Source organism: Amycolatopsis suaedae, from assembly GCF_004214935.1.
In the GTDB taxonomy this organism is placed as follows: Bacteria; Actinomycetota; Actinomycetes; order Mycobacteriales; family Pseudonocardiaceae; genus Amycolatopsis; species Amycolatopsis suaedae.
Genome location: NZ_SFCC01000013.1, coordinates 50,221 through 71,821, shown reverse-complemented (window position 1 = coordinate 71,821; position 21,601 = coordinate 50,221). Strand labels below are relative to the sequence as shown.

Sequence of the window (21,601 nt, the reverse complement as noted above, 5' to 3'; positions counted from 1 at the left end):
ATGCCGGACTACTACGAGATCCGCCACACCGTCGGGTTCGAGGAGACCAACCTCGTCGGCAACGTCTACTACGTCAACTACCTGCGCTGGCAGGGCCGCTGCCGGGAGATGTTCCTCAAGGAGAAGGCGCCCGCGGTGCTGGAGGAGGTCCGCGACGACCTGAAGCTGTTCACGCTCAAGGTCGACTGCGAGTTCTTCGCCGAGATCACCGCGTTCGACGAGCTGTCGGTGCGGATGCGGCTGGAGGAGCTGACCCAGACCCAGGTCCAGTTCGCCTTCGACTACGTCCACCTCGCCCCGGAGGGCGAGCGGCTGGTCGCCCGCGGCCGCCAGCGCATCGCCTGCATGCGCGGGCCGAACACGGCCACCGTGCCCGCCCGCGTCCCCGACCAGCTGCGTGCGGCGCTGGTGCCCTACTCGTCGGCGGCGCTGACCGGAGGGCGGTGAGGTGGCGGCAGAGGAGGAGCACCCGCCGGTGGTCCGGCTGCCGACGCCGCCCGCGCGGTCGTCCCGGTTGTCCGGGCAGGCCGGGCTGCGTGAGGTGATGGCCCGGTTCGCCACCGGTATCACCGTGCTCACCGCCGCCGGGGAGCGCCCGCACGGCATGACGGCGAACGCGTTCAGCTCGGTGTCGCTGGACCCGCCGCTGGTGCTGTGCTGCGTGTCGCGGGCGGCGCGGATGCACGCGTCGATCGTCGCCGCGGGCTCGTTCGCGGTGTCCATCCTCGCCGCAGGCCAGCGCGAGACCGCCCGGCACTTCGCCGACTGGCGACGGCCTGCCGGGATGGCCCAGTTCGACGCCGTCGGCTGGGAACCCGGTCCGCGCACCGGCGCCCCGCTGCTCGACGGGGCGCTGGCCTGGCTGGAATGCGACCTGGAGCAGGCCCACGAGGCAGGCGACCACTCGATCTTCGTCGGAGCCGTGCTGAACGCGGGCCGCGGCTCCGCCGCCGACGCGCTGGTGTTCTACGCCGGCGGATACCACCTGTTCGACGACCACACGCGGGCGACGGCGTGACGCCCGGGGAAGGCCGACCATGACCGAGGACGACCGCGAGACATCCACCGAGATCCCGGCCGAGCAGCGGTGGCCGCGCCCGGCCGCCGTCTCCGACTACCTGCCGCCCGTCTCGACCCATCCCCAGCTGGGCGCCGGGGTGGTGTGGAGCGAGGTGGTGGCCCGGATCGAGGCCGACCACCGGGAGCGCCTGGCCCGCCGTACCCCGCGGGCGGCGTGATGTCCCACGGCGAGGCCGCCGGCGAGTCCACCGTCGTCCCGCTGCCGCCCGCGGCTCGCCAGCGAACCGCGGGCGGGCGGGTCATCCCGCTGGCACGGACGATGGCGGCGCTGCGCGAGCAGCGGGACCGGCTGCGCGGCGAGATCACCCGGGGCCGTCCCGAGGGTGTGCGGCGGCAGCACCAGCTGGGCAAGCGCACCGCGCGGGAACGCCTCGAGCTGCTGCTCGACGAGGGGTCGTTCACCGAGGTCGAGCCGTACCGGCGGCACCGCGCCACCGCGTTCGGCCTGGGCGAGACCCGCCCGCACACCGACGGCGTCGTCGCTGGTTCGGGCACGATCGACGGCCGCAGGGTGTTCGTCTACGCCCAGGACTTCACCGTCTTCGGCGGTTCGCTGGGCGAGGCGCACGCGGCGAAGATCCACAAGGTGATGGACCTGGCCGTCGCCACCGGGGCGCCGCTGATCGGCCTGAACGACAGCGGCGGCGCCCGCATCCAGGAGGGGGTGCTGGCCCTGCACGGCTACGGCGGCATCTTCCGCAGGCAGGTCGCGGCGTCCGGGGTGATCCCGCAGATCAGCGTGGTGCTCGGGCCGTGTGCCGGGGGAGCGGCCTACTCGCCGGCGCTGGCCGACGTCACGTTCATGGTGCGCGACACCGCGCGGATGTACCTGACCGGGCCCGACGTCGTCGAGGCGGTGACCGGGCAGCGGGTCAGCCACGAGGAACTGGGCGGCGCCGACGTGCACGGCACGCACTCGGGGGTGGCCACCGTCGTGCACGACGACGAGGACAGCTGCCTGGCCGACGTGCGGTACCTGGTGTCGCTGCTGCCGGCCAACTACCTCGAACCGCCGCCGGCCACCGCGGCGTGCGGTGCCGCGGCCGACGTCCGGCCGCGGCTGGCCGAGCTCGTCCCGGTGGAGCCGGGCAAGCCCTACGACATGCGCGACGTGCTGGCCGAGATCCTCGACGACGGGGAGTTCTTCGAGCTGCACGAGGGCTGGGCCGGCAACGTGATCTGCGCGCTGGGCAGGCTGGACGGTCACGTCGTCGGCGTGGTCGGCAACCAGCCGGTGGTCGCCGCCGGGGTGCTGGACGGTCCCGCGTCGCAGAAGGCCGCGCGCTTCGTGCGGTTCTGCGACGCGTTCGGTATCGCCCTGGTGACGCTGGTGGACGTGCCGGGCTTCCTGCCCGGCGTCGACCAGGAGCACTCCGGGATCATCCGGCACGGCGCGCAGCTGCTGCACGCCTACTGCGAGGCCACCGTGCCGCGGGTGCAGGTGATCCTGCGCAAGGCCTACGGCGGCGCCTACATCGTGATGGACTCGCGCTCGATCGGCTCGGACCTGTCGCTGGCGTGGCCGACCAACGAGATCGCGGTGATGGGCGCCGAGGGTGCGGTGAACGTGTTGTTCCGCAAGGACCTCGCCGCGTCGGAGGACCCGTCGGCGTTGCGGGACGCGCTGACCGCGCGCTACACCGACGAGTTCATGCATCCGCAGTACGCCGCCGAGCGCGGGCTCGTCGACGACGTCATCGACCCGGCGGACACCCGCGCGGCACTGGCCCGCGGGCTGGACATGCTGCGTGGCAAGCGGGCCGACCCGCCGCGGCGCAAGCACGGCAACCACCCGATGTAGGAGGGACCATGGTCGCGTGGCTCGTCGTGCGGCGGGGCTGCCCCGACGAGGAGGAACTGGCCGCGCTGGCCGCGATGCTCGGTGCCGTGCTGCGGGCTCCGGCGCCCCCGGTGCCCGTGCGGGCCTGGGGTTCGCCCGCGCTGGCGCCCGGCGAGCCGGACCGGCCCGGCCCGGACGCCTGGCGCCTGTCGGCCCTGCCGTGACCGGGACAGCTCAGGCGGCCTCGGCGGTGCCGGGCGGCGGCTCCGCGGGCCGGCGGCGGGGCGGCGGGTGGGTGCTGTGGCCGGGATGGACGGCCACGTACCGGATCATCCCGTCGATGAGCGGCTCCACCTCGGTCCGCTCGTTGTCGGTGAAGGCTTTCCCGCAGCAGGCGCAGCTGCGCTGGCGTTTGGCGGCACTCATGACTGTCCTCGAAGGTCACCTGATGGAACTGTCCTGTGTGGACGCCACGTCAGCCCACACAGGACAGGGCTGTCGGCCGGTCCGTTCAGGCCGCGCTGCCCGCGGCGGCGGGAGCGGTGGTCCGTTCGGGCGGGGCGAGCAGAACCGGCGGATCGAACGGCCGCACCGGCCGCAGCCGGATGTCCAGCAGCCGGTCGACAGGTCCGGACCGGATGGTCAGCGGCCCCTCGTGGGCCACCTGGCGGGTCGGGGCGCCGGGGTCGTGCGGGTAGGCGTGCAGATGCCAGCTGCCGTCGGGTACGCCGGGCAGCACGTAGGGGCCGGGGCCGTCGAGCACGGTGTGGCAGACCGGCCGGCCTTCCGGGATCCGGCCGGGGAACAGGCCGACGAACACCGGTCCCTGTGCGGTGAGACGCCCGCGGACCACGGCTCGCGACCCGGTGTTGCCGGGGAGCTGGTTCGCCGGCGCCACGCCGCCGCGCTGCCGGAACAGCGTGGGCGAGATTCCCACGCGGGCGCTGAACCGGGTGCTGAACGTGCCGACGCTGTTGTACCCGACCTGATGGCTGATGTCGGCGACACTGTTCGGAGTCGACAGCAGCAGACGCTTCGCCTCGGCCAGTCGCAGCGCCGAAAGAAAACGCCCGGGCGTGACCCCGGTCGCCTGCTGGAACATGCGCGTGAAATGGAATTTGCTGAACATGGCGGCGCGCGCGACGTCGTCGATCGTCAGCTGTTCCCCAAATTTTTCCGACATTGTGTCGATGGCTCTTTGCACCGCACGCCGAACGATCTCGTCCACGGGCTCGCCCTTCGTTCGAACCGGAGATTTCCCACCGGTTCTCACGGTAGGCTCTCGTGGTATCGCCGTTGAAGTGCGCAGTTCACCAGTGGGTTCGGAGGAATCAACCGCGCCGGGTGTGAACAATGCATACCCCGTCCGGAGTATGCGGAACACACAGTCGTCTCGTGCGGAAACGTACTGGTTCGAAAGCTCTGTTCGACGCGAACATTCTCCTGCTCGTAACAGTTCCAAGCATTTCCGGGGAGAGGCACATGATCACGATTACGTCCGACCGCGTTTCGTCGTTCTTCGCCAAGCTGGGTGCTGAGGTCCCCAGTGCGGATGCCGATTTGAACATCGACAGGTTCGAGCGCGGTGCGAGACCGCAGGGCCAGGCTACGTCGACCTTCTGCGCCGTGGCGCCGACCGCGTCCGACCCGGCGTAGGAGTCAGGTGGGAAATTCTTTTCCCGTACGCCGTCAGCCGGCCGTCGCCCCGGGGGATGCCCCCTTCCGGGCGACGGCCGCACCCTTCCGGTCACCCGTTCGGTCTACCCTTGACCGGGTGTGCCCATTCGGGTGACTTCGGGCCGGAAACCGCCGTTTGGTAGAACATGGCGGGGGGAGGTCCCGGCACGGGAGGTACCGGCGTTCATGATCAGGGTCCTGGTGGCCGAGGACATGCACATCATTCGTGGCGCGCTCGTCGCGCTGCTTCAACTCGAGCCCGACATCGAAGTCGTCGCCGAGGTGGCCAACGGCGACGAGATTCTCGAGGTCGCCCAGCAGACCGGCCCGGATGTGGCACTCATCGACGTCGACCTGCCACACAAGGACGGCCTCACCGCGGCCGCCGAGCTGCGCGAGCAGTTACCGCAGTGCCGGACGCTGATCCTCACCAGCCTCGGCACGCCCGGAACACTGCGTAAGGCCATGGCCGCGAAGGTGGGCGGCTTCCTGCTCAAGGACGCTCCCGCGGACAAGCTCGCCAGTGCGGTGCGCGGGGTCGCCGCGGGGCAGCGTGTCCTCGACGGCGAGCTGGCCATGGCGGCCTACGACACGGTCGACAATCCGCTCACCGACCGGGAGATCGAGGTACTGCGGCTGGCCGCCGACGGGGCCGGGCCGGAGGAGATCTCGACCGTGCTGCACCTGTCGGCCGGAACGGTGCGGAACTATCTCAGCACGGCGGTCACCAAGGTCGGCGGGCGCAACCGTCTCGACGCGGTCCGGATCGCCCGCGAGGCCGGCTGGATGTAGCCGGCGGCAGGCACTCAGGACGGTACGACCGCACGGAGGCGGAACCGGCCCCCCGGACGCGACTCCGCGGTCAGCTCACCGCCGAGCGCGCTCACCCGCTCGGAGAGATTGCGGATCCCGTTGCCACCCGGCTCCCGCCGTGCCGGACGCGACCTCTCGCCGGGGGCGCGGACGCCGTCGTTGACGATCTCCAGCACGACGGACCGGTCCTGCTGCCGGAGCGTGATCTCGCAGTGCTCCACCTTGCTGTGCCGCAGTACGTTGGTCACCCCCTCGCGCAGGACCACGGCGAGCACGGTCCGCACCTGCACCGGCAGGTTGTCGTGGTGCATTCGCATGTCGACCTCGACGTCGGCCGCGGTCAGGGCGGCGTGTGCCGCCCGCGACTCCTCGTCCAGCGACAGCTGCTGATGGCCACTGGCCACCGAACGGACGTCGGCCAGCGCGTGCCGGCAGAGCACCAGGATCTCGGCCAGCTCGTCGGCCGCCCTGCCCGGGTCGACGACGAGCAGCCGGTCGGTGAGCTCGGTCTTCAGCGCGATGGCCGACAGGCTCAGCCCCAGCAGGTCGTGCAGATCCCTGGCGAACCGCAGCCGTTCCTCGGTGACCGCCACCTCGGCCAGCCGGTGCCGGGTCGACTCCAGTTCACCGGTGAGGCGGGTGAGCCAGGTCAGGCCGAAGACGAGCGTGCCGGTGTTGATCGTGGCGAGGACGTTGAACGGCAGGTCGCCCGGATCGGTGGTGAACCCACCGCGCACGGCGGCGATGCTGGCCACCACGGCGGCGAACGCCGGCAGCCCGAATGCCGGCCGCAGCACCAGCAGGGCACTGCCCGCGAGCAGGCCGGGCAGGCTCACCCAGTTCGGTCCCAGCTCGATCAGTGGCAGGTAGACCAGCGCGGCCTGTGCCACCAGCAGCGCCTGGCTGCGCCGGGAGCGGAGAACGGTGGTGGGCCTGCTGAAGTAGCCCAGCTGCAGCGCCAGGATGCCGGCCAGCGCCCCGACGGTCAGTGCCAGATGGCCCGCGGACTCGGTGAGGTAGAAGAGGTGGATGACCGCGGCGACCCCGAAGCCGGCGAACACGGTGGTGAGCAGGCCGTGCGCCAGCCGTCCGCTGAGCTGCGGCGACGGGGCCGCTTCGGCGACCGGAGCGTCGCCGCCCGGGGCGGGCAGGGGTAGCTCCACCCGCAGGCGGAAGCGTCCTGGGGCCTCGGGCCCGGCCGTGACCGTGCCGCCCAGGTTCTGTGCCCGGGCCGCGAGCCGGCGGATGCCGTTGCCCCAGCCGGCCGCGGCGGGGTCGTCGCCGTCGCCGGCGCCGTCGTTGACCACCTCGAGCGACACGACGTCCGGGGAGGCCCGCAGGGTGATGTCACAGCGCCGGACGCGGCTGTGCCGCAGCATGTTCGCCACGGCTTCGTGCAGCGCCGTGGCGAGTACGCCGAGCGGCTCGGCGGGGAGGTCGGGGCGGTCCAGGTCCAGCCGCACGTCGACGTCGGAGGCGCTCAGCACCGACTGGGCGACCCGCGATTCCTGCTCGAGCGAGCGTTCCCGGTACTCGCTGGCCACGGACCGGACGTCGGACAGCGCACGCCGGGCGACCGCGGTGATGTCGGCCAGCGCCGTCTTCGCCAGGTCCGGGTCCCGGTGGACCAGCCGATGGGCCACCTCGCCCTTGAACGCGATCGACGACAGGTTCAGTCCCAGCAGGTCGTGCAGGTCCTTGGCGAACCGCAGCCGCTCGTCGGCGACCGCCCGGTCGGCCAGCTCGCGGCGCGCCAGGTGCAACTCGTTGACCAGCCGGGCCAGCGAGGTGAGCAGGAAGACCGACAGGCCGCCGAGCGCGGCGCCGACGGTCGTGTAGCAGATGTCGAGCACCTCGCCGCCGAGCGCGGCCTGGATGGCACCCATCCCGGCGACGATCGTGCCGAACAGCACCCAGGCGGCGGGGCGGGGCAGCACCAGGAGCACGCTGCCGGCCAGGAAGCTCGGCATGTTGATCCAGGCCTGGCCGAACTCCAGCAGCGGCAGGTAGCCGAGTGCGGCCTGGGCGCCGAGCATGAGGTACCCGTTACGGGACCGCAGTGCCTGCATGTCCACCGACGGGCGGCTGAAGTACAGCAACTGGATCGCCAGGAGGGCGCCGAGGCTGGCCACCGCCAGAACGAGCCTGGCCGGGGTCAGGCCCGCGGCCATGGCGTGGAGCAGCCCGATGACACAGAAGCTGCAGAACACGATGGTGACGACGGTGACGGCCAGTAGCCACGCCCAGTGTGGTCGTCTGTCGGTTACCTCTTCAGGCTCAGCCGCAACGGACACGTGTGTGCTCCCCCCGGGCAGAGCTCCCCAGTGCTCCTTGCCACGTCGGAATCGCGGGGAATTCTAGCGGACTTTGCGGTTTCTCAAGCTAGACGCGTGCGGCGCGAACAACAAACACGCCGTGGTGCCGGTGGGAAACATTCCGTCCGGGCCTTCTCGGCTGGGCGCGCGAGAAGAAGACGGCCGGCCAGGAGGCGCCGACACTGGCCTGCGACGGCCGGTTCGACGGGAGGACTCCTTACCATGACTGACCCACGCAGGGTGATCGACGATCTGACCGAGGAAGGCCGGGAGGTCGACGGCCTCGTCGCCGGGCTCGCCGCCGACGCGTGGGCCCTGCCCACGCCGGCCGCGGGATGGACGGTGGCGCACCAGATCGGTCACCTGGCCTTCATCTTCCGCATCGCCGGGCTCGCCGCCGCCGATCCCGCGGCGTTCCAGCGGATGACCGCCGGCCTCACGCAGGGGTTCGACGCCGCGGTCAACGCGGCGCTGGCCGACTACGTCGACGACCCGCCGGAGGCGCTGCTCGCCCGGTGGCGCGCGGAGCGCGACGCCGGCATCAAGGCGCTCGCCGCCGTCCCCGCCGACCAGCCGGTGCCCTGGCTGGTCAACCCGCTGCCCCCCGCGGTGCTGGCCAGTGCGGGGATGATGGAACTGTTCGGGCACGGGCAGGACATCGCCGACGCGCTCGGAGTCACGCGGCAGCGTACCGACCGCATCGGTCACCTCGTCGGCTTCGTCGTCCGTACCTGGGAGTTCGGTTACCAGGCACGGCAGCTCACCCCGCCGGCGACGCGGTTCCGCTTCGAGATCACCGCGCCCTCCGGTGCACTGTGGACGTTCGGCCCGGAGGACGCGGGGGACCGGATCACCGGCACCGCCGAGGATCTGTGCCTGCTCGCCACGCGCAGGCGGCACCGGGCCGACCTGGGACTCACCGCGACCGGCGCCGAGGCGGACCGGTGGCTTGACATCGCGCAGGCCTACCGCGGCCCCGCGGGGCCCGGCCGCAGGCCCGGTCAGTTCGCCTGACCGGGTGCGGCGCCCCGAGCGCAAGCTCGTGAAGGCCACCTTCATTACGTGTGACGTGGTGATGGTGGCCTTCACGTGCTCTGGTGCTTGGTGGGTTGTCTCGTTCGTGGTGGCTGGTGGGGTGGCTGTGGTGCTCGAGGCAGGTGGGGCGGGCGTGCCGGGGTGAGGGCGGATGTGGTGGCATCTGAGCGACCTACGAGAGAGCGCTGCCACCGGGTGCGCAGCCAGAGAGATGTCCGGCCGGGTGCCCGCCGCTCATGCTGCTCGGCATGAGAACTGAGCCGCTCGGTCTCGGGACGCGTTCGCCGGTCGAGGCACCGTCGCCGACGACCACGAGAACCGTCCCCCTCTGGTGGCTGGGTCTGGCCGGCTGCCTCGCACTCGCCCTCGCGCTCCGGATCTGGGGTGCGGCGTCGGCGGGCGGGTGGGGCAACGCCTACTACGCCGCCACCGCCCTGACCATGTCGCAGGACTGGACCGCGTTCCTGTCCGGCGGCCTGGACGCCGGCCACTTCATCTCCATGGACAAGCCCGCGGTGTGGCTGTGGCCCTCCGCGTTGCTGATCAAGTTGTTCGGGCTGAACTGGGCGACGCTGTTCCTGCCGACCGCGATCGCCGGCGTGGCCTCGGTGCTGGTGCTGGCGCTGGCCGTGCGCGAGGCGTTCGGCGGCAGCCGGGCGGGCCGGATCGCCGCGCTGCTGGCCGGTCTGGGCCTGGCGATCAGCCCGGTCAACGTCGCCGTCGACCGGGCCAACACACCGGACGCCATCATGGTGCTCGCCCTGCTGGTCGCCGCCTGGCTGACGGTGCGGGCCGTGCGCCGTGGCAGGCTGGTGCCGCTGCTGGGAGCGGCGGCGATGGTGGGACTCGCGTTCGACGCGAAGTACCTGCAGGCATACCTGGTTCTTCCGGCACTCGCGCTGGTGTGGCTGGTCTGCGGCCCCGGCAGGATCGGCAGGCGGCTGCTGGGGGCCGGCGGCGCGGCGGTGACCGTGCTGGTCACGTCGGCGGTGTGGCCACTGCTGGTCTCGCTCGTCCCCGAGGGAAGCAGGGCCTGGACGGCCGCCAGTCCGGACGGCACCATCCTCGGCCGGGTCGGCAACGTCCTGGGCGTGCACCTCGACGCGCCCACCGCCGGGAACGACATGGCCGGGCAGATCATGGCCGCGTTCAAGACCGGTGAGGTCTTCCACAGTGGCCCGGCCGGCGCCGGAAGGCTGTTCAGCGGAGCACTGGCAGACCAGGTGTCGTGGTGGTTCCCGCTGGCCATCGTCGCGGCCGGGGCGACGGCGGTCGCTCTGCGGGGCCGCGGGCGCACCGACCCGGCCGTGGCGGCCCTGCTGCTGTGGACGGGCTGGGCTGCCTGCTGCTGGGCGGTGTTCAGCTTCATGGGCGGCGTGCTGCACCCGTACTACACCGGCATGCTCGTGCCCGCGCTCGCCGCGCTGGCGGCCGTCGGGCTGGTGACGGCCTGGGGAGCGTGGCGGCGCGGCGAAGGCCTCGGCACCGCGCTGCTGGCCGCGCAGATCGTCGCGGTCACCGGCTGGACGGTGCTCGTGCTGCGGGAGACCGGTGCCAGCTATCCCGGATGGCTGCTGGCTGTCGTGCTGCTGGCGGGTGTGCTGGCCCTGGTCGGGATCCGGATCGCCCGCGGCCGCGCACCGGTCGTCACCGGCGTCGGACTGCTGGCGGCGGTCGCGGTGCTCGCGGCGCCCCTCACCTGGTCGGTTCGCACTGCGGACCAGCAGCTGTCCGGTCTCAACCCGCTGGCCAACCAGGAGGGCCGCTACCTGCTGGCGGCGGTTCCGCCACCGCTGGCCGAAGCGTTCGCCGTCGCGTCACAGCCGCCGGTCGACCCGCGGATGGTCGCGTTCCTCAGGGAGAACCACGGCACCGAACGGTGGATGGTCGCCACGTTGACGGCGATGTCGGCCGCCCCGCTGATCCTGGCGGCCGACGGCACCCCGGTGCTGGCCATGGGCGGCTTCGACGGTAGTGACCCGGTGCCGACCGCCGGGTCGTTCCGCGAGCTGGTGCGCTCGGGACAACTGCGGTTCGTGCTGGCACCACCTCCGGGGCCGGGCACCGCGGCGTTCGTCAGCGGGCCCGCGGTGGAGGCCGTGCAGTGGGCGGCGCAGGCCTGCCGCCCGGTCGGCGCCGCGCCTCCGCCCGGACTGCCCGTGCCGGTTCTGCTGGACTGTCGCGGGGCCGCATGAGCGACTGGCTGGACTTCTGGAGCCGAACACAGCGCGTCTACGTCAACGACCGGCACCGCGAGGCACATTTCCGCAAGGTCGCCACCGATGTCCTCGCGGTGCTGGACGACCCGTCCATCCGGGTGCTCGACTACGGCGCCGGCGAGGCACTGCACGCCGACCGCATCGCCGCGGCGGCCGGGCACGTGATCCTGTGCGAGCTGGCGGACGGTGTGCGGCGCAGGCTGGCCGCACGCTTCGCGGACCATCCGGGCATCTCCGTCGTCGGCGACGTGTCCGGTCTGGAGCCGGGGTCGGTGGGACTGATGGTCGTCAACTCCGTACTGCAGTACCTCAGCGACGCCGAGCTGGACCGGCTGCTCGCCGACGCCGCCCGGCTGCTGCCGGCGGGCGGCCGCCTGCTCGTGGGGGATGTCGTACCGGTCCGGACGAGCCTGGCGGGCGACGTCGCCGCACTGCTGCGGTACGGGGCGAGGCACGGTTTCCTCCTCGCCGCGGTGGTCTCGCTCTGCGCGACCGCGATGTCGCCGTACACCAAGGTCCGCAGGCGCCTGGGACTGAGCCGGCACGACGAGGCCGGTCTGGTGGCGCGGCTCGCGGCCGCCGGTTTCACCGCGCACCGGCACCTGCCCAACCTCAGCCACAACCCGAACCGCATGTCCTTCATGGCCATCCGGGATCCAGCAACGCGGAAGACGCAGGAGGCCGCGGCCGCCTGACACGATGCGAAACCAGACAAGCGCAACCGGAAAGGGGACTCCCGTGTCGGAGACAGCGGTGCCCGTCGACATGGACGGCGTCGTCGAACGCCGCGATCTCGTGGTGGAGAAGGTGACCTCGGCCGACGGCACGTCGATCGCCTACGAACGCTCCGGCGAGGGGCCGCCCGTGGTGATGCTCGGCGGCGGCCTCACCCAGAAGGCGATGTTCGCGCCGCTGGCCCGCTTCCTCGCCGAGAACTTCACCGTGTACAACTACGACCGCCGCGGGCGCGGCGACAGCGGCGACAACGGCAACGGTGACACCTACACGATCGACCACGAGGTCGCGGACCTGGAAGCCGTCGTGCGGTCGATCGGGGAGCCGTGCAACGTATGGGCCAACTGCACCGGCGGCATCATCGCGCTGCGGGCCGCGGCCCAGGGCGTGCCGATGGCCAAGCTCGCCGTCTACGAGCCGCCCTACTCGGCACCGGACACGCCTCCGGACTATCTGGACCGGGTCAAGGAACTGGTGGCGGCGGACCGCTCCGAGGACGCGGTCGAGCTGTTCTGGCGGGAGTACGTGCGCTTCCCCGACGAGCTGATCGCGAACTTCCGGTTCCACCCGAGCTGGGACACCTTCGTCGCGCTGGCGCCGACCATCGTCTACGACGGCGTCATCGGCAACGACCACGCCGCCCTGCCCCACCGGCAGCTGGCCCGGACGACCGTGCCGGTCCTCGTCGTCGACGGCGGCGCGAGCCCCCAGTGGCAGCGTGAGGCGTGTGAGACGGTCGCGCGGGAGGTCGCCGACGGCCGCCACGTCCGCCTCGAGGGCCAGACCCACCTGTTCGACCAGGCCACCCTGGCACCGGTGCTGGCGGAGTTCTTCTCGGCCTGACCGGTATGAGGAATTCACGTCGGGAAGGTGAGCCATCGACTACCGGCGCCCCGCGCGCGGGTTCCATACTGCCGGTTCCGACCAGCCGGGCAGGAAGGTGTTCACGGTGGGTGTCGCGGCGAACAAGACGGTGAGCCCGGGTTACATCCGTGTCGCCGGCGCGAGGGAGAACAACCTGGCCGACGTCTCGGTGGAGATCCCGGTCAACCGGATCACGGTGTTCGTGGGGGTGTCGGGTTCGGGGAAGTCGTCGCTGGTGTTCGACACGATCGCGGTGGAGGCCCAGCGTCAGCTGAACGCGACCTACCCGTGGTCGGTGCGCTCACAGCTGCCGGCCTACGAGCGCCCGCACGTGGACGCGGTCGAGAACCTGACCGCGCCGGTGGTGGTGGACCAGCGGCCGCTCGGGGGCAACGCCCGCTCCACCGTGGGCACGATCACCGACGTCTACTCGGTGCTGCGCGGCCTGTACGCCCGGTTCGGCGATCCGGTGCTCGGCCGTCCCGGGCGGTTCTCGTTCAACGACCCGGAAGGCATGTGCCCCGAGTGCGACGGGCTCGGCCGCACCCTGCGGCCGGACCCGGACCTGATGCTGGACAGGTCCAAATCGCTCGCCGAGGGCGCGATCCTGGTTCCCGGCTATCCGGTGGGCAGCCCCGGGTGGCAGTTCTACACCAACTACCCGGGGCTCAACGCGAGCAAGAAGCTGTCCCGCTACAGCGGCGAGGAGATGGAGACCTTGCTGCACGGCAGCGAGGGCCACACCGAGCTGAAGTTCAAGAACGGCAGGACCCAGCGCGTGCGCTACGAGGGCCTGGTGGCCAACTTCACCCGGCGCAACCTCAAGCGGGACGTGGGCACGCTGAGCGAGAAGACCCGGGCGGCGGCCGAGCGGTTCATCGCCGAGGGCCCGTGCCCGTCGTGTGCGGGCGCCCGGCTGAACGCCGAGGCGCTGGCCGTCCGGCTCGACGGCCACACCATCGCGGACCTGGCGGCGATGCAGGTCAGCGACCTGCTCGAGGCGCTGCGCTCGATGCGGTCGGTGCCGGCGGAGCTGCTGGAACCGGTACGGGCGGCACTGGAGCGGATCGACGGGATCGGCCTGGGCTACCTGACACTGGACCGGGCGACGGCGAGCCTGTCGGGCGGTGAGGCGCAGCGGCTGAAGCTCGTCAACCACCTCGGCAGCGACCTGCGCGGGCTGACCTACGTGTTCGACGAGCCCAGCGTCGGCCTGCACCCACACGACGTCGGCCGGCTCACCGGGCTGCTGCGGGCGTTGCGCGACAAGGGAAACACCGTACTGGTCGTCGAACACGACCCGGACGTGGTCGCGGTCGCCGATCACGTCGTGGAGCTGGGCCCCGGCGCGGGCAGCCACGGCGGGCACGTGGAGTTCACCGGCACGGTGGCGCGGTTGCGCAAGGCACGGACGGTCACCGGCGCGGCCCTGCGCCGGCGGGCCGCGGTCAACGGCACGCCGCGCCGCCACACGGGAACGCTGCCGGTGCGCAACGCGTCGCTGCACAACCTGCGCGACGTGTCGGTCGACTTCCCCGCCGGTGTGCTCACGGTGGTGACCGGGGTGGCCGGGGCGGGCAAGAGCAGCCTGGTCGGCGGTGTGTTCCGCCAGGCGTACCCGGACGCGGTGTGGGTCGACCAGTCGCCGATCGCGGCGTCGTCGCGGTCGACGCCTGCCACCTACCTCGGCCTGTGGGACGGGGTGCGCAAGCTGTTCGCGAAGAGCACCGGCGCGGACGCGGGCCTGTTCAGCTTCAACTCCGCCGGGGCGTGCGAAGCCTGCCAGGGCAAGGGCGTGCTGATCACCGAGATCGCCTTTCTCGACCCGGTCACCACCCACTGCGACCGCTGTGACGGCCGCCGGTTCACCGACGCCGTACTGGAACACCGGGTCCGCGGCACCACGATCGCCGACGTACTGGCCATGACGGCCGAGCAGGCCGTGGAATTCTTCACCGAACGGCCTATCCGCACCCGCCTGCAGGCGTTGCTCGACACCGGGCTCGGCTATCTCGGGCTGGGCCAGTCACTGTCCACATTGTCCGGCGGGGAACGGCAGCGGCTCAAGCTCGCCGACCAGCTCGCCGCCACCGGCAGCGTCTACCTGCTCGACGAACCGACCAGCGGCCTGCATCCGGCGGACACCGGCACCCTGCTCGCCCTGCTCGACGGCATGGTCGACCGGGGCAACACGGTCATCGTCATCGAGCACGATCCCGCGGTCATCGCCCACGCCGACTGGGTCGTCGACCTCGGTCCGGAAGGCGGCCACCGCGGTGGCCGCGTCCAGTTCACCGGCACCCCCGACAAGCTCGCCAGAGCCGAGAACAGCCTGACCGGCGAGCACCTGCGCCGCTATCTCGGCGAGTGAACACGTTTCCGAGGAGGACCCATGCCCAAGACGTTCGTCGTCCAGTACGCGATGCGGCCGGACACGGCCGACGAGAACCAGCGGCTCGTCGAGCGTGTCTTCGCCGAGCTCGCCGAGCGTGCACCCGGCGGGCTGCACTATGCCTCGTTCCGTCTCGCGGACGGGGTCACCTTCGTCCACATCGGATCGTTCGAGGGAGATGGTGACGGGTTGACCGAAACCGAGGCATTCCGGGAATTCCAGCGACAGTTCGCCGACCGCGCGGCCGGAGCACCCACGGCCAGCGACGCCACCCTCGTCGGCAGCTACGGTTTTCTCGGCTGACGCCGGTCAGCGAGAGGGCCCCGGGCGACAACTCGCCCGGGGCCCTTCGGCGTGCGACCGGTCAGCCCCGCGTGAGGGTGCGGGCGAACCGTCGCAGGTCGTCGACCAGCAGCTCGGGAACCTCCATGGCGGGGAAGTGGCCGCCGCGGTCGTACTCGGTCCACTGCACGATGTTCGGGAAACCGTGTTCGGCGAAGCGGCGCACCGGCAGTGCGGGGTCGCCGGGGAACACCGCGACGCCGAGCGGAACCGGCAGCGGTGGCGGCGGGGCCGGGGGAGTCGGCGCCGTGGGCAGCACGTCGGCGATGTCGAAGTAGAAGTTCGCCGAGGATCCCGCGGTGGCGGTCAGCCAGTAGATCATGACGTTGGTCAGCATCTGGTCGCGGTCGACCGCGTCCTCGGGAACCTTCGCCGAGTCGGTCCACTCGCGGAACTTCTCGACGATCCAGGCCAGCTGGCCGACCGGGGAGTCGGTCAGTCCGTAGGACAGCGTCTGCGGCCGGGTGGACTGGATCTTCATGTACCCGGACAGCTCAGCGGCGAACCGGCCGAGCAGCCCGAGCCGCGCCAGGTCGGACTCCGCGAGCCCGGCCATGGCCGCGGGGTCGTCGGGCGGCGGCGTGATCAGGAAGTTGACGTGTGCGCCGAGCACCTTCTCCGGTGCCATGCCGGCCAGCGTCAGGCTGATCCAGGCGCCGAGGTCGCCGCCCTGCACGACGAACCGCTCGTAGCCGAGCCGGCCCATCAGCTCGGTCCACGCGCCGGCGACCCGGGGCAGGTTCCAGCCGTTGGCCGGGGTGGGGCCGGAGAAGCCGAAACCGGGAATCGAGGGGATGACGAGGTGGAACGCGTCGGCCGGGTCGCCCCCGTGGGCACGCGGATCGGTGAGCGGGCCGATGATGTCGAGGAACTCGGCGAACGATCCGGGCCAGCCGTGGGTGATGACCATCGGCGTGGCATCGGCCTCGGGTGAGCGCACGTGCAGGTAGTGCACGTTGGTTCCGTCGATCTCGGTGGTGTACTGGGGAAAGCTGTTGAGCCGCTGCTCGGCGGCCCGCCAGTCGTACTCGGTCCGCCAGTACTCGGCCAGCTCCTTCAGGTAACCGGCGGGCACACCGCGGTCCCAGCCGGAGTCGGGCGTCTCGCCCGGCCAGCGGGTGGCCGCGAGCCTGCGGTCGAGGTCGTCGAGATCCGCCTGCGGGATCTCGATGCGGAAGGGTTCCATTCACTGCTCCTTCGCTCGCGCGCGAACTCTGGTGAAGGCATTTCGGTGTTTTCGCAGGTTAGCCGCGAACCGGCGCCCGGGAGTCTTCCGTATTGCGCCATTTCAGGAGAAGAGGAATACGGCGCCGTCTCTATTCTGGAATGTGCCAGAAAACCGCATCGAATGCGAAGGGGCGTACCAGTGGGCAATAACGTCGGCGACCACGCGGTGGTGCTCGGCGGGAGCATCGCGGGGTTGCTCGCGGCCCGGATGCTCTCGCCGTCCTACGCGCGGGTCACGGTGGTGGACCGGGACGATGTCACGGCGACCGGAGGTCCCCGCCGGGCCGTTCCGCAGGGTCACCACATCCACGCGCTACTGGCCAGGGGCAAGCAGATCCTTGACGAGCTGTTCGACGGTTTCACCGAGGAGCTGGTGTCCCTCGGCGTCCCGGTCGGCGACTTCGGGACGAGCCTGAGCTGGTACTTCGACGGCGAGATGATCCGCAAGACCGAGACCGGCCTGGTCTGCGTGGCCGCCGGGCGGCCGTTGCTGGAGGAGCGGATCCGGCGGCGGGTGAGTGGGCTGGACAACGTGGTGATCCGGGACCGGACCGACATTCTCGGTCTGGTCGCCGGCCCCGGGAACCGGCGCGTCACCGGTGTCCGGGTACAGGGCAGGCAGGGCGACTCCCCCGAGATCCTGACCGCGGACCTGGTCGTCGACACCACCGGCAGGGGCACACGTACTCCCCGCTGGCTCGAGGAACTGGGCTATCCCCGGGTACCGGAAGAGCAGGTCAAGATGGACCTGACCTACACCACCTGCGACTTCCACGGACCGCTGTCCTACGACCCGATCGGTGACGACATCGCGCTCATCCCGGTCGCCACGCCCGCCATCCCGCGCGGAGCGATCTTCGCCCGGCTGCCCGACCGCTACGCCGTGTCGCTCACCGGCATCGCCGGCGACCGCCCGCCGGCCGACCACGAGGGGTTCCTCGCCTACGTCAAGACGTTGCCCGTGCCGGAGATCTTCAAGGCGGTGCGGGACGCCGAGCCGATGGCCGAGGCCAGGTCGTTCCGGTTCCCGGCGAGTATCCGGCGCCGTTACGAGCGGATGAGCCGCCTGCCCGACGGCCTGCTGATCATGGGGGACGCGGCGTGCGTGTTCAACCCGGTCTACGGGCAGGGCATGACCGTGGCCGCGCTGGAGGCTCTCGTCCTCGGCAGGCACGTCGCTGCGGGTGATCCCCGGCCCAAGGCCTACTTCCGGGACCTGGCCAAGGTGATCAACGCGCCGTGGGACATGGCGGCGGGAGCCGACCTCGGCTTCCCGGCCGTGGAGGGGCGCCGGACCCTGAAGACCAAGATGGGCAACGCCTACATCCCACGGTTGCAGGCGGCCGCGGCCGGCGATCCGGTGCTGTCCAACGCCTTCCTGCGTGCCGCCGGGCTGGTCGACCCGCCGCAGGCGCTCATGCGCCCGGGCATCGTGTCCCGCGTGCTGCGCCGCCCCGGTCGCTGAGGCGGGCGCCGCCACCAGGAAAGAGTCCCCCCGATGTGGCATTGGGAACTTCAAGTATCCCAATGCCACATCGGGGAGGGCCGTCCCGGCGGGGTGCGGCGGGTCAGCCGCTCTTCGTCTTGTGCGCCAGGGTGACCAGTTTCTTCAGCGTGGGTGCCTTGACGCTGGACAGGTCGACCCACACGCCCTCCCACTTGTCACGTCTGATGGACTCGCTCACCGCTTGCGGATCCTTCGCGATGGCGCTTCGCCCGTCGGACTCGGCGAGGTAGAGCAGGACGCGGTTCTTCCCCTTCTGGACGACGGCGAAGTGCTTGCCACCGACCTCGAACGAGGGCATCCGGAAGTGCGTTCCCTCGGTCGTGTCCGGCAACGCGAGTGAGAGGTCCCGTACGTCGTCGATGGTGGGCATTGGCAACTCCTCGATCGTGCTTTCGTTCGGACCTGCCCAGAATATTGCCGCGACGGCTCCTGGTCACCACCCGACACAGGGATTTCCGGGGTCCAGCACAACGGAAGTAAGAATTGCCCGATCGCGTGGCTATGGTAAATCCGCCGCCGTCGTCACGCGGATTTCGTCACCGGCCGGCCGGCAGCCTTTCTCCCCGACATCGGAGGTAACCCATGAGCAGCCGCTGTCCCATCGTCATGGGCAGCACCGTCGGAGGCGTTCACGCGGAAAGCGCCCGCATTCGTGCGGAGGGCCCGGTGGCGCAGGTCGAACTTCCCGGTGGTGTGCCCGCCTGGTCGGTGACCGGCTACGAGCTGGTCAAGCAGGTGCTGACCGACCCTCGGTTCGCGAAGGACCCCACGCGGCACTGGCCCGCGTTCACCGACGGTGAGATCCCGCCGGACTGGCCGATGATCACCTGGGTGGTCATGGACAACATGGCCACCCACGACGGGGCCGACCACGAACGGCTGCGCAAGCTGATCTCCAAGGGCTTCACCGCGCGCCGGGTCGAGGCTACCCGGCCGCTGATCGAGAAGATCACCGGCGAGCTGCTCGACGATCTCGCGGCGGTGCCGCCGGGAGAGGTCGTCGATCTCAAGGCGCGGTTCGCCTATCCCTTGCCAGCCAGGGTCATCTGTGACCTGTTCGGTGTTCCCGACGAGGCGCGTGCCGACGCGCTGAAGGGCGGCGAGGTGAACATCAACACCTCGCTCACCCCGGAAGAGGCCGCGGCGAACGTCGAGCAGTGGCACCGGGCGCTGCTCGAACTGGTGGCGAACAAGAAGAAAGATCCGGCCGACGACCTGACCAGCGGCCTGATCGCCGCGCAGGACGAGGGATCCACGCTCAACGACGAGGAACTGGTCGGCACCCTGCATCTGATGTTCGGTGCGGGCTCGGAGACCGTCATGAACGCCATGAGCAAGGCGGTACTGGCCCTGCTCACCCATCCCGGGCAACGGCGGATGGTCACCGACGGCGAGGTCGGCTGGGACGAGGTGGTGGAGGAGACGCTGCGTCTGGAGTCGCCCATCGCGCAGTTCCCGTTCCGCTACACCACCGAGGACGTCGACATCGCGGGCGTCACGATCCCCGCGGGCTCGGCGGTCCTGCTCGGGTATGCCTCGGCGGGCAGGGACCCCGACGTGCACGGCGCGACGGCAGACGAGTTCGACGTCACCAGGGCCGACAAGTCGCACCTGTCGTTCGGGCACGGCGTGCACTACTGCCTCGGCGCGCCGCTGGCGAGGCTCGAGGCCTCGATCGCGCTGCCCGCGTTGTTCGAGCGCTTCCCCGACCTCGAGCTCGCCGTCGAGCCCGGGGACCTTCAGCCGCAGGAGACGTTCGTGATGAACGGGTACCAGACCCTGCCGGTGCGGCTGACCCGGCCGGCCGCCGGCTGACGAGAGGACCTCCCATGGACACCACGCAGCTCGCGGTCCGCGCGGGCACGCCGGTCGCGGCCGATCCGCGCCGCTGGAAGGCGCTGGTGCTGCTGTGCACCGCCAACTTCATGGTCATCCTCGACTCGCAGATCGTCATCCTGGGACTGCCGTCGATCGCACGTGATCTCGGTATGACGCCGGCGGGCGCGCAGTGGGTGATCGGCGCGAACCTGGTCACCTTCGGTGGCCTGCTGTTGCTCGGCGGACGTGCCTCCGACCTGCTCGGCAGGCGCCGCATGTTCATCGCCGGCACCGCGCTGTTCGTCGTGGTGTCCCTGCTGTCGGGTCTGGCGTGGAGCGCCGAGGTGATGGTGGTTGCCCGGGCCCTGCACGGGGTGTCCGCCGCGCTGATGGCGCCCACCGCGCTGTCCATCCTGACCACCACGTTCCCCGAGGGGGCCGAGCGCAACAAGGCACTCGCCGGGTGGTCGGGTGTGGGCGGGATCGGCGCCACGGCCGGTCTGCTGGTCGGTGGTGGCCTGACCAGCGGCCTGGGCTGGGAGTGGATCTTCTACGTCAACGTGCCGGTGGCGCTGGTGATGCTCGCCCTGGCCCCGGTGCTGCTGAACGAGAGCCACGACCGCGAGCGGCGGCGCGGCTACGACGTCGCCGGCGCGGTGACGAGCACGGCGGCACTCGTGCTGATCGTCTACGCGGTCGTCGAGGCACCCAAGGCAGGCTGGCTGAGCGGGCAGACCATCGGTCTCGCCGCGGCCGCGGTCGCCCTGCTGGTGGTCTTCGTCGCCGTCGAGCGGCGTTCGGCCGCACCGCTGGTCCCGCTGCGGATCCTGCGTTCGCCCGCGCTCGTCGGCGGCAACCTGGTGACCGTGCTGCTCGGCATGCTGGCCGTCGGGCTGTCGGTCACCATCTCGCAGTACGCGCAGCAGCTACTGGGCTACACACCGCTGGAGTTCGGTGTCAAGCAGGCCGTCATGCCGGTGATGGCGTTCGTCGGCGCCTATGCCGGGCAGGCGGCGGTCACCCGGTGGGGCTACCGCCCGGTGGCCGCGATCAGTGTCGTGCTGATGGGCGTGGGTGCTCTGCTGCTCACCGGCGTCTCGCCCGGCGGCGGTTACGTCCAGGACATCCTGCCCGGCCTGCTGGTGTTCGGGCCCGGACTCGGTGCCGGCACGGTCGCCGCCTCGGCGGCCGCGCTCGCCGGAGTGGCCGAGCGGGAGTCCGGGCTCGCGTCCGGCTTCAACACCGCGGCCTTCCAGATCGGTGGTGCGCTCGGGGTCGCGGTCGTGTCGACCGTGATGGTGGCGCAGGCCGCGGGCCCCGACCCGGCGGCGGCCTTCCCGGCCGCGTTCACCGCCTGCGTGGTCTTCGCCGCCGCCGGCCTGGCGCTGGCGCTGCTTCTGCTGCGGCGCTCCGCTCGCCGTTAGCCGCTGGTGGCCCTCACGGCGTCTCATGCCGTGAGGGCCACGTTCACGGCACTCAGGCCTTCGCCTTGTGGGCCAGCGTGAGCAGGCTCTTCAGGTCCGGGGTGGCGACGGTGCCCAGGTCGACCCAGACGCCCTCGTAGCGGTCGCGCCTGCGGGACTCGCTGACCGAGGCCGGGTTCTCGGCGATGGCGGTGCGGGCGTCGGCCTCGGACAGGTAGAGCAGCGCACGGTTCTTCCCCTTCTGGACGACGGCGAAGTGCTTGCCGCCGACCTCGAAGGACGGCATCCGGAAGTGCGTGCCCTCGGTGGTGCGGGGCAGGCCCATGGCGAGTTCGCGCACGTCGTCGAGGGTGTGGTTCGGGGTGGCCATGGC

Annotated in this window: 22 protein-coding genes; 16 read left to right on the top strand and 6 right to left on the bottom strand. The window is 71.2% G+C overall.

The window, feature by feature from the left end; translation table 11 throughout:
- From EWH70_RS24920 to EWH70_RS24900, 5 genes are read left to right on the top strand one after another with little or no spacing between them, the layout of a single operon-like run.
- A complete protein-coding gene (locus tag EWH70_RS24920; RefSeq protein WP_130477944.1) occupies positions 1 to 447 on the top strand; it encodes an acyl-CoA thioesterase in 447 nt (148 codons plus the stop codon).
- A gap of 1 nt (position 448) precedes the next feature.
- Positions 449 to 1,018 (top strand): flavin reductase family protein, encoded by a 570-nt coding sequence (locus EWH70_RS24915; RefSeq protein ID WP_420809090.1) that lies wholly within the window; start codon positions 449 to 451, stop codon positions 1,016 to 1,018.
- Positions 1,019 to 1,037: 19 nt separating this feature from the next.
- Complete coding sequence (locus EWH70_RS24910) at positions 1,038 to 1,238, top strand: DUF6222 family protein (protein WP_130477943.1); 201 nt, start codon at positions 1,038 to 1,040, stop codon at positions 1,236 to 1,238.
- Positions 1,238 to 2,881 carry an acyl-CoA carboxylase subunit beta gene (locus EWH70_RS24905; RefSeq protein ID WP_130477942.1) on the top strand — a complete coding sequence of 548 codons (1,644 nt, stop codon included), beginning with the start codon at positions 1,238 to 1,240 and terminating at the stop codon, positions 2,879 to 2,881. Before EWH70_RS24910 ends, EWH70_RS24905 begins: the two co-directional genes overlap by 1 nt.
- 8 nt (positions 2,882 to 2,889) lie before the next feature.
- Positions 2,890 to 3,084, top strand: a complete 195-nt coding sequence (locus EWH70_RS24900; RefSeq protein ID WP_130477941.1) for an acyl-CoA carboxylase epsilon subunit — start codon at positions 2,890 to 2,892, stop codon at positions 3,082 to 3,084.
- Between the two features lie 10 nt (positions 3,085 to 3,094).
- Here the strand turns inward: EWH70_RS24900 and EWH70_RS24895 are convergent, their stop codons facing one another.
- Positions 3,095 to 3,286, bottom strand: coding sequence for a hypothetical protein (locus EWH70_RS24895; protein ID WP_130477940.1), 192 nt, complete (start codon positions 3,284 to 3,286; stop codon positions 3,095 to 3,097).
- A gap of 85 nt (positions 3,287 to 3,371) precedes the next feature.
- Positions 3,372 to 4,088, bottom strand: a complete 717-nt coding sequence (locus EWH70_RS24890) for a helix-turn-helix domain-containing protein (RefSeq protein ID WP_240687210.1) — start codon at positions 4,086 to 4,088, stop codon at positions 3,372 to 3,374.
- 254 nt (positions 4,089 to 4,342) lie between these two features.
- On the opposite strand from EWH70_RS24890, the gene EWH70_RS35570 reads away from it, so the two are divergent.
- Complete coding sequence (locus EWH70_RS35570) at positions 4,343 to 4,516, top strand: hypothetical protein (RefSeq protein WP_165436409.1); 174 nt, start codon at positions 4,343 to 4,345, stop codon at positions 4,514 to 4,516.
- A 207-nt stretch (positions 4,517 to 4,723) separates the two neighbouring features.
- Positions 4,724 to 5,329 (top strand): response regulator transcription factor, encoded by a 606-nt coding sequence (locus EWH70_RS24885; protein ID WP_130477939.1) that lies wholly within the window; start codon positions 4,724 to 4,726, stop codon positions 5,327 to 5,329.
- 14 nt (positions 5,330 to 5,343) lie between these two features.
- On the opposite strand, the gene EWH70_RS24880 is transcribed toward EWH70_RS24885, so the two are convergent.
- Entirely contained in the window at positions 5,344 to 7,560 is a 2,217-nt protein-coding gene (locus tag EWH70_RS24880) for a sensor histidine kinase (RefSeq protein ID WP_240687209.1), read from the bottom strand.
- Positions 7,561 to 7,887: 327 nt separating this feature from the next.
- Here EWH70_RS24880 and EWH70_RS24875 point away from each other — a divergent pair, with 327 nt between their 5' ends.
- From EWH70_RS24875 to EWH70_RS24850, 6 genes are all read left to right on the top strand, one after another.
- Positions 7,888 to 8,679 (top strand): TIGR03084 family metal-binding protein, encoded by a 792-nt coding sequence (locus EWH70_RS24875; protein WP_130477938.1) that lies wholly within the window; start codon positions 7,888 to 7,890, stop codon positions 8,677 to 8,679.
- 269 nt (positions 8,680 to 8,948) lie between these two features.
- The gene (locus tag EWH70_RS24870; RefSeq protein ID WP_205669246.1) at positions 8,949 to 10,895 is read left to right on the top strand and encodes a glycosyltransferase family 39 protein; all 1,947 of its coding nucleotides are present in this window, start codon (positions 8,949 to 8,951) and stop codon (positions 10,893 to 10,895) included.
- Positions 10,892 to 11,614, top strand: a complete 723-nt coding sequence (locus tag EWH70_RS24865) for a class I SAM-dependent methyltransferase (protein WP_130477936.1) — start codon at positions 10,892 to 10,894, stop codon at positions 11,612 to 11,614. Before EWH70_RS24870 ends, EWH70_RS24865 begins: the two co-directional genes overlap by 4 nt.
- A 43-nt stretch (positions 11,615 to 11,657) precedes the next feature.
- Positions 11,658 to 12,497, top strand: coding sequence for an alpha/beta fold hydrolase (locus EWH70_RS24860; protein WP_240687208.1), 840 nt, complete (start codon positions 11,658 to 11,660; stop codon positions 12,495 to 12,497).
- A gap of 106 nt (positions 12,498 to 12,603) precedes the next feature.
- Positions 12,604 to 14,889 (top strand): ATP-binding cassette domain-containing protein, encoded by a 2,286-nt coding sequence (locus tag EWH70_RS24855; RefSeq protein WP_240687207.1) that lies wholly within the window; start codon positions 12,604 to 12,606, stop codon positions 14,887 to 14,889.
- A gap of 21 nt (positions 14,890 to 14,910) precedes the next feature.
- Positions 14,911 to 15,213 (top strand): hypothetical protein, encoded by a 303-nt coding sequence (locus EWH70_RS24850; RefSeq protein ID WP_130477934.1) that lies wholly within the window; start codon positions 14,911 to 14,913, stop codon positions 15,211 to 15,213.
- A 61-nt stretch (positions 15,214 to 15,274) separates the two neighbouring features.
- Here the strand turns inward: EWH70_RS24850 and EWH70_RS24845 are convergent, their stop codons facing one another.
- Positions 15,275 to 16,438, bottom strand: coding sequence for an epoxide hydrolase family protein (locus tag EWH70_RS24845; protein WP_130477933.1), 1,164 nt, complete (start codon positions 16,436 to 16,438; stop codon positions 15,275 to 15,277).
- Between the two features lie 180 nt (positions 16,439 to 16,618).
- Between EWH70_RS24845 and EWH70_RS24840 the strand changes: the two genes are divergently transcribed.
- Positions 16,619 to 17,944 carry an FAD-dependent oxidoreductase gene (locus EWH70_RS24840; protein WP_130477932.1) on the top strand — a complete coding sequence of 442 codons (1,326 nt, stop codon included), beginning with the start codon at positions 16,619 to 16,621 and terminating at the stop codon, positions 17,942 to 17,944.
- A 103-nt stretch (positions 17,945 to 18,047) separates the two neighbouring features.
- Here EWH70_RS24840 and EWH70_RS24835 read toward each other — a convergent pair whose 3' ends face one another.
- On the bottom strand, positions 18,048 to 18,356 hold the full coding sequence (locus EWH70_RS24835) for an MmcQ/YjbR family DNA-binding protein (RefSeq protein WP_130477931.1): 309 nt from the start codon (positions 18,354 to 18,356) through the stop codon (positions 18,048 to 18,050).
- 296 nt (positions 18,357 to 18,652) lie between these two features.
- On the opposite strand from EWH70_RS24835, the gene EWH70_RS24830 reads away from it, so the two are divergent.
- Both EWH70_RS24830 and EWH70_RS24825 read left to right on the top strand, forming a co-directional pair.
- Positions 18,653 to 19,801 (top strand): cytochrome P450 family protein, encoded by a 1,149-nt coding sequence (locus tag EWH70_RS24830; protein ID WP_240687206.1) that lies wholly within the window; start codon positions 18,653 to 18,655, stop codon positions 19,799 to 19,801.
- Between the two features lie 14 nt (positions 19,802 to 19,815).
- The gene (locus EWH70_RS24825; protein ID WP_130477929.1) at positions 19,816 to 21,228 is read left to right on the top strand and encodes an MFS transporter; all 1,413 of its coding nucleotides are present in this window, start codon (positions 19,816 to 19,818) and stop codon (positions 21,226 to 21,228) included.
- A gap of 52 nt (positions 21,229 to 21,280) precedes the next feature.
- Here the strand turns inward: EWH70_RS24825 and EWH70_RS24820 are convergent, their stop codons facing one another.
- Complete coding sequence (locus EWH70_RS24820; RefSeq protein WP_130477928.1) at positions 21,281 to 21,598, bottom strand: hypothetical protein; 318 nt, start codon at positions 21,596 to 21,598, stop codon at positions 21,281 to 21,283.
- Positions 21,599 to 21,601 lie beyond the last annotated feature (3 nt).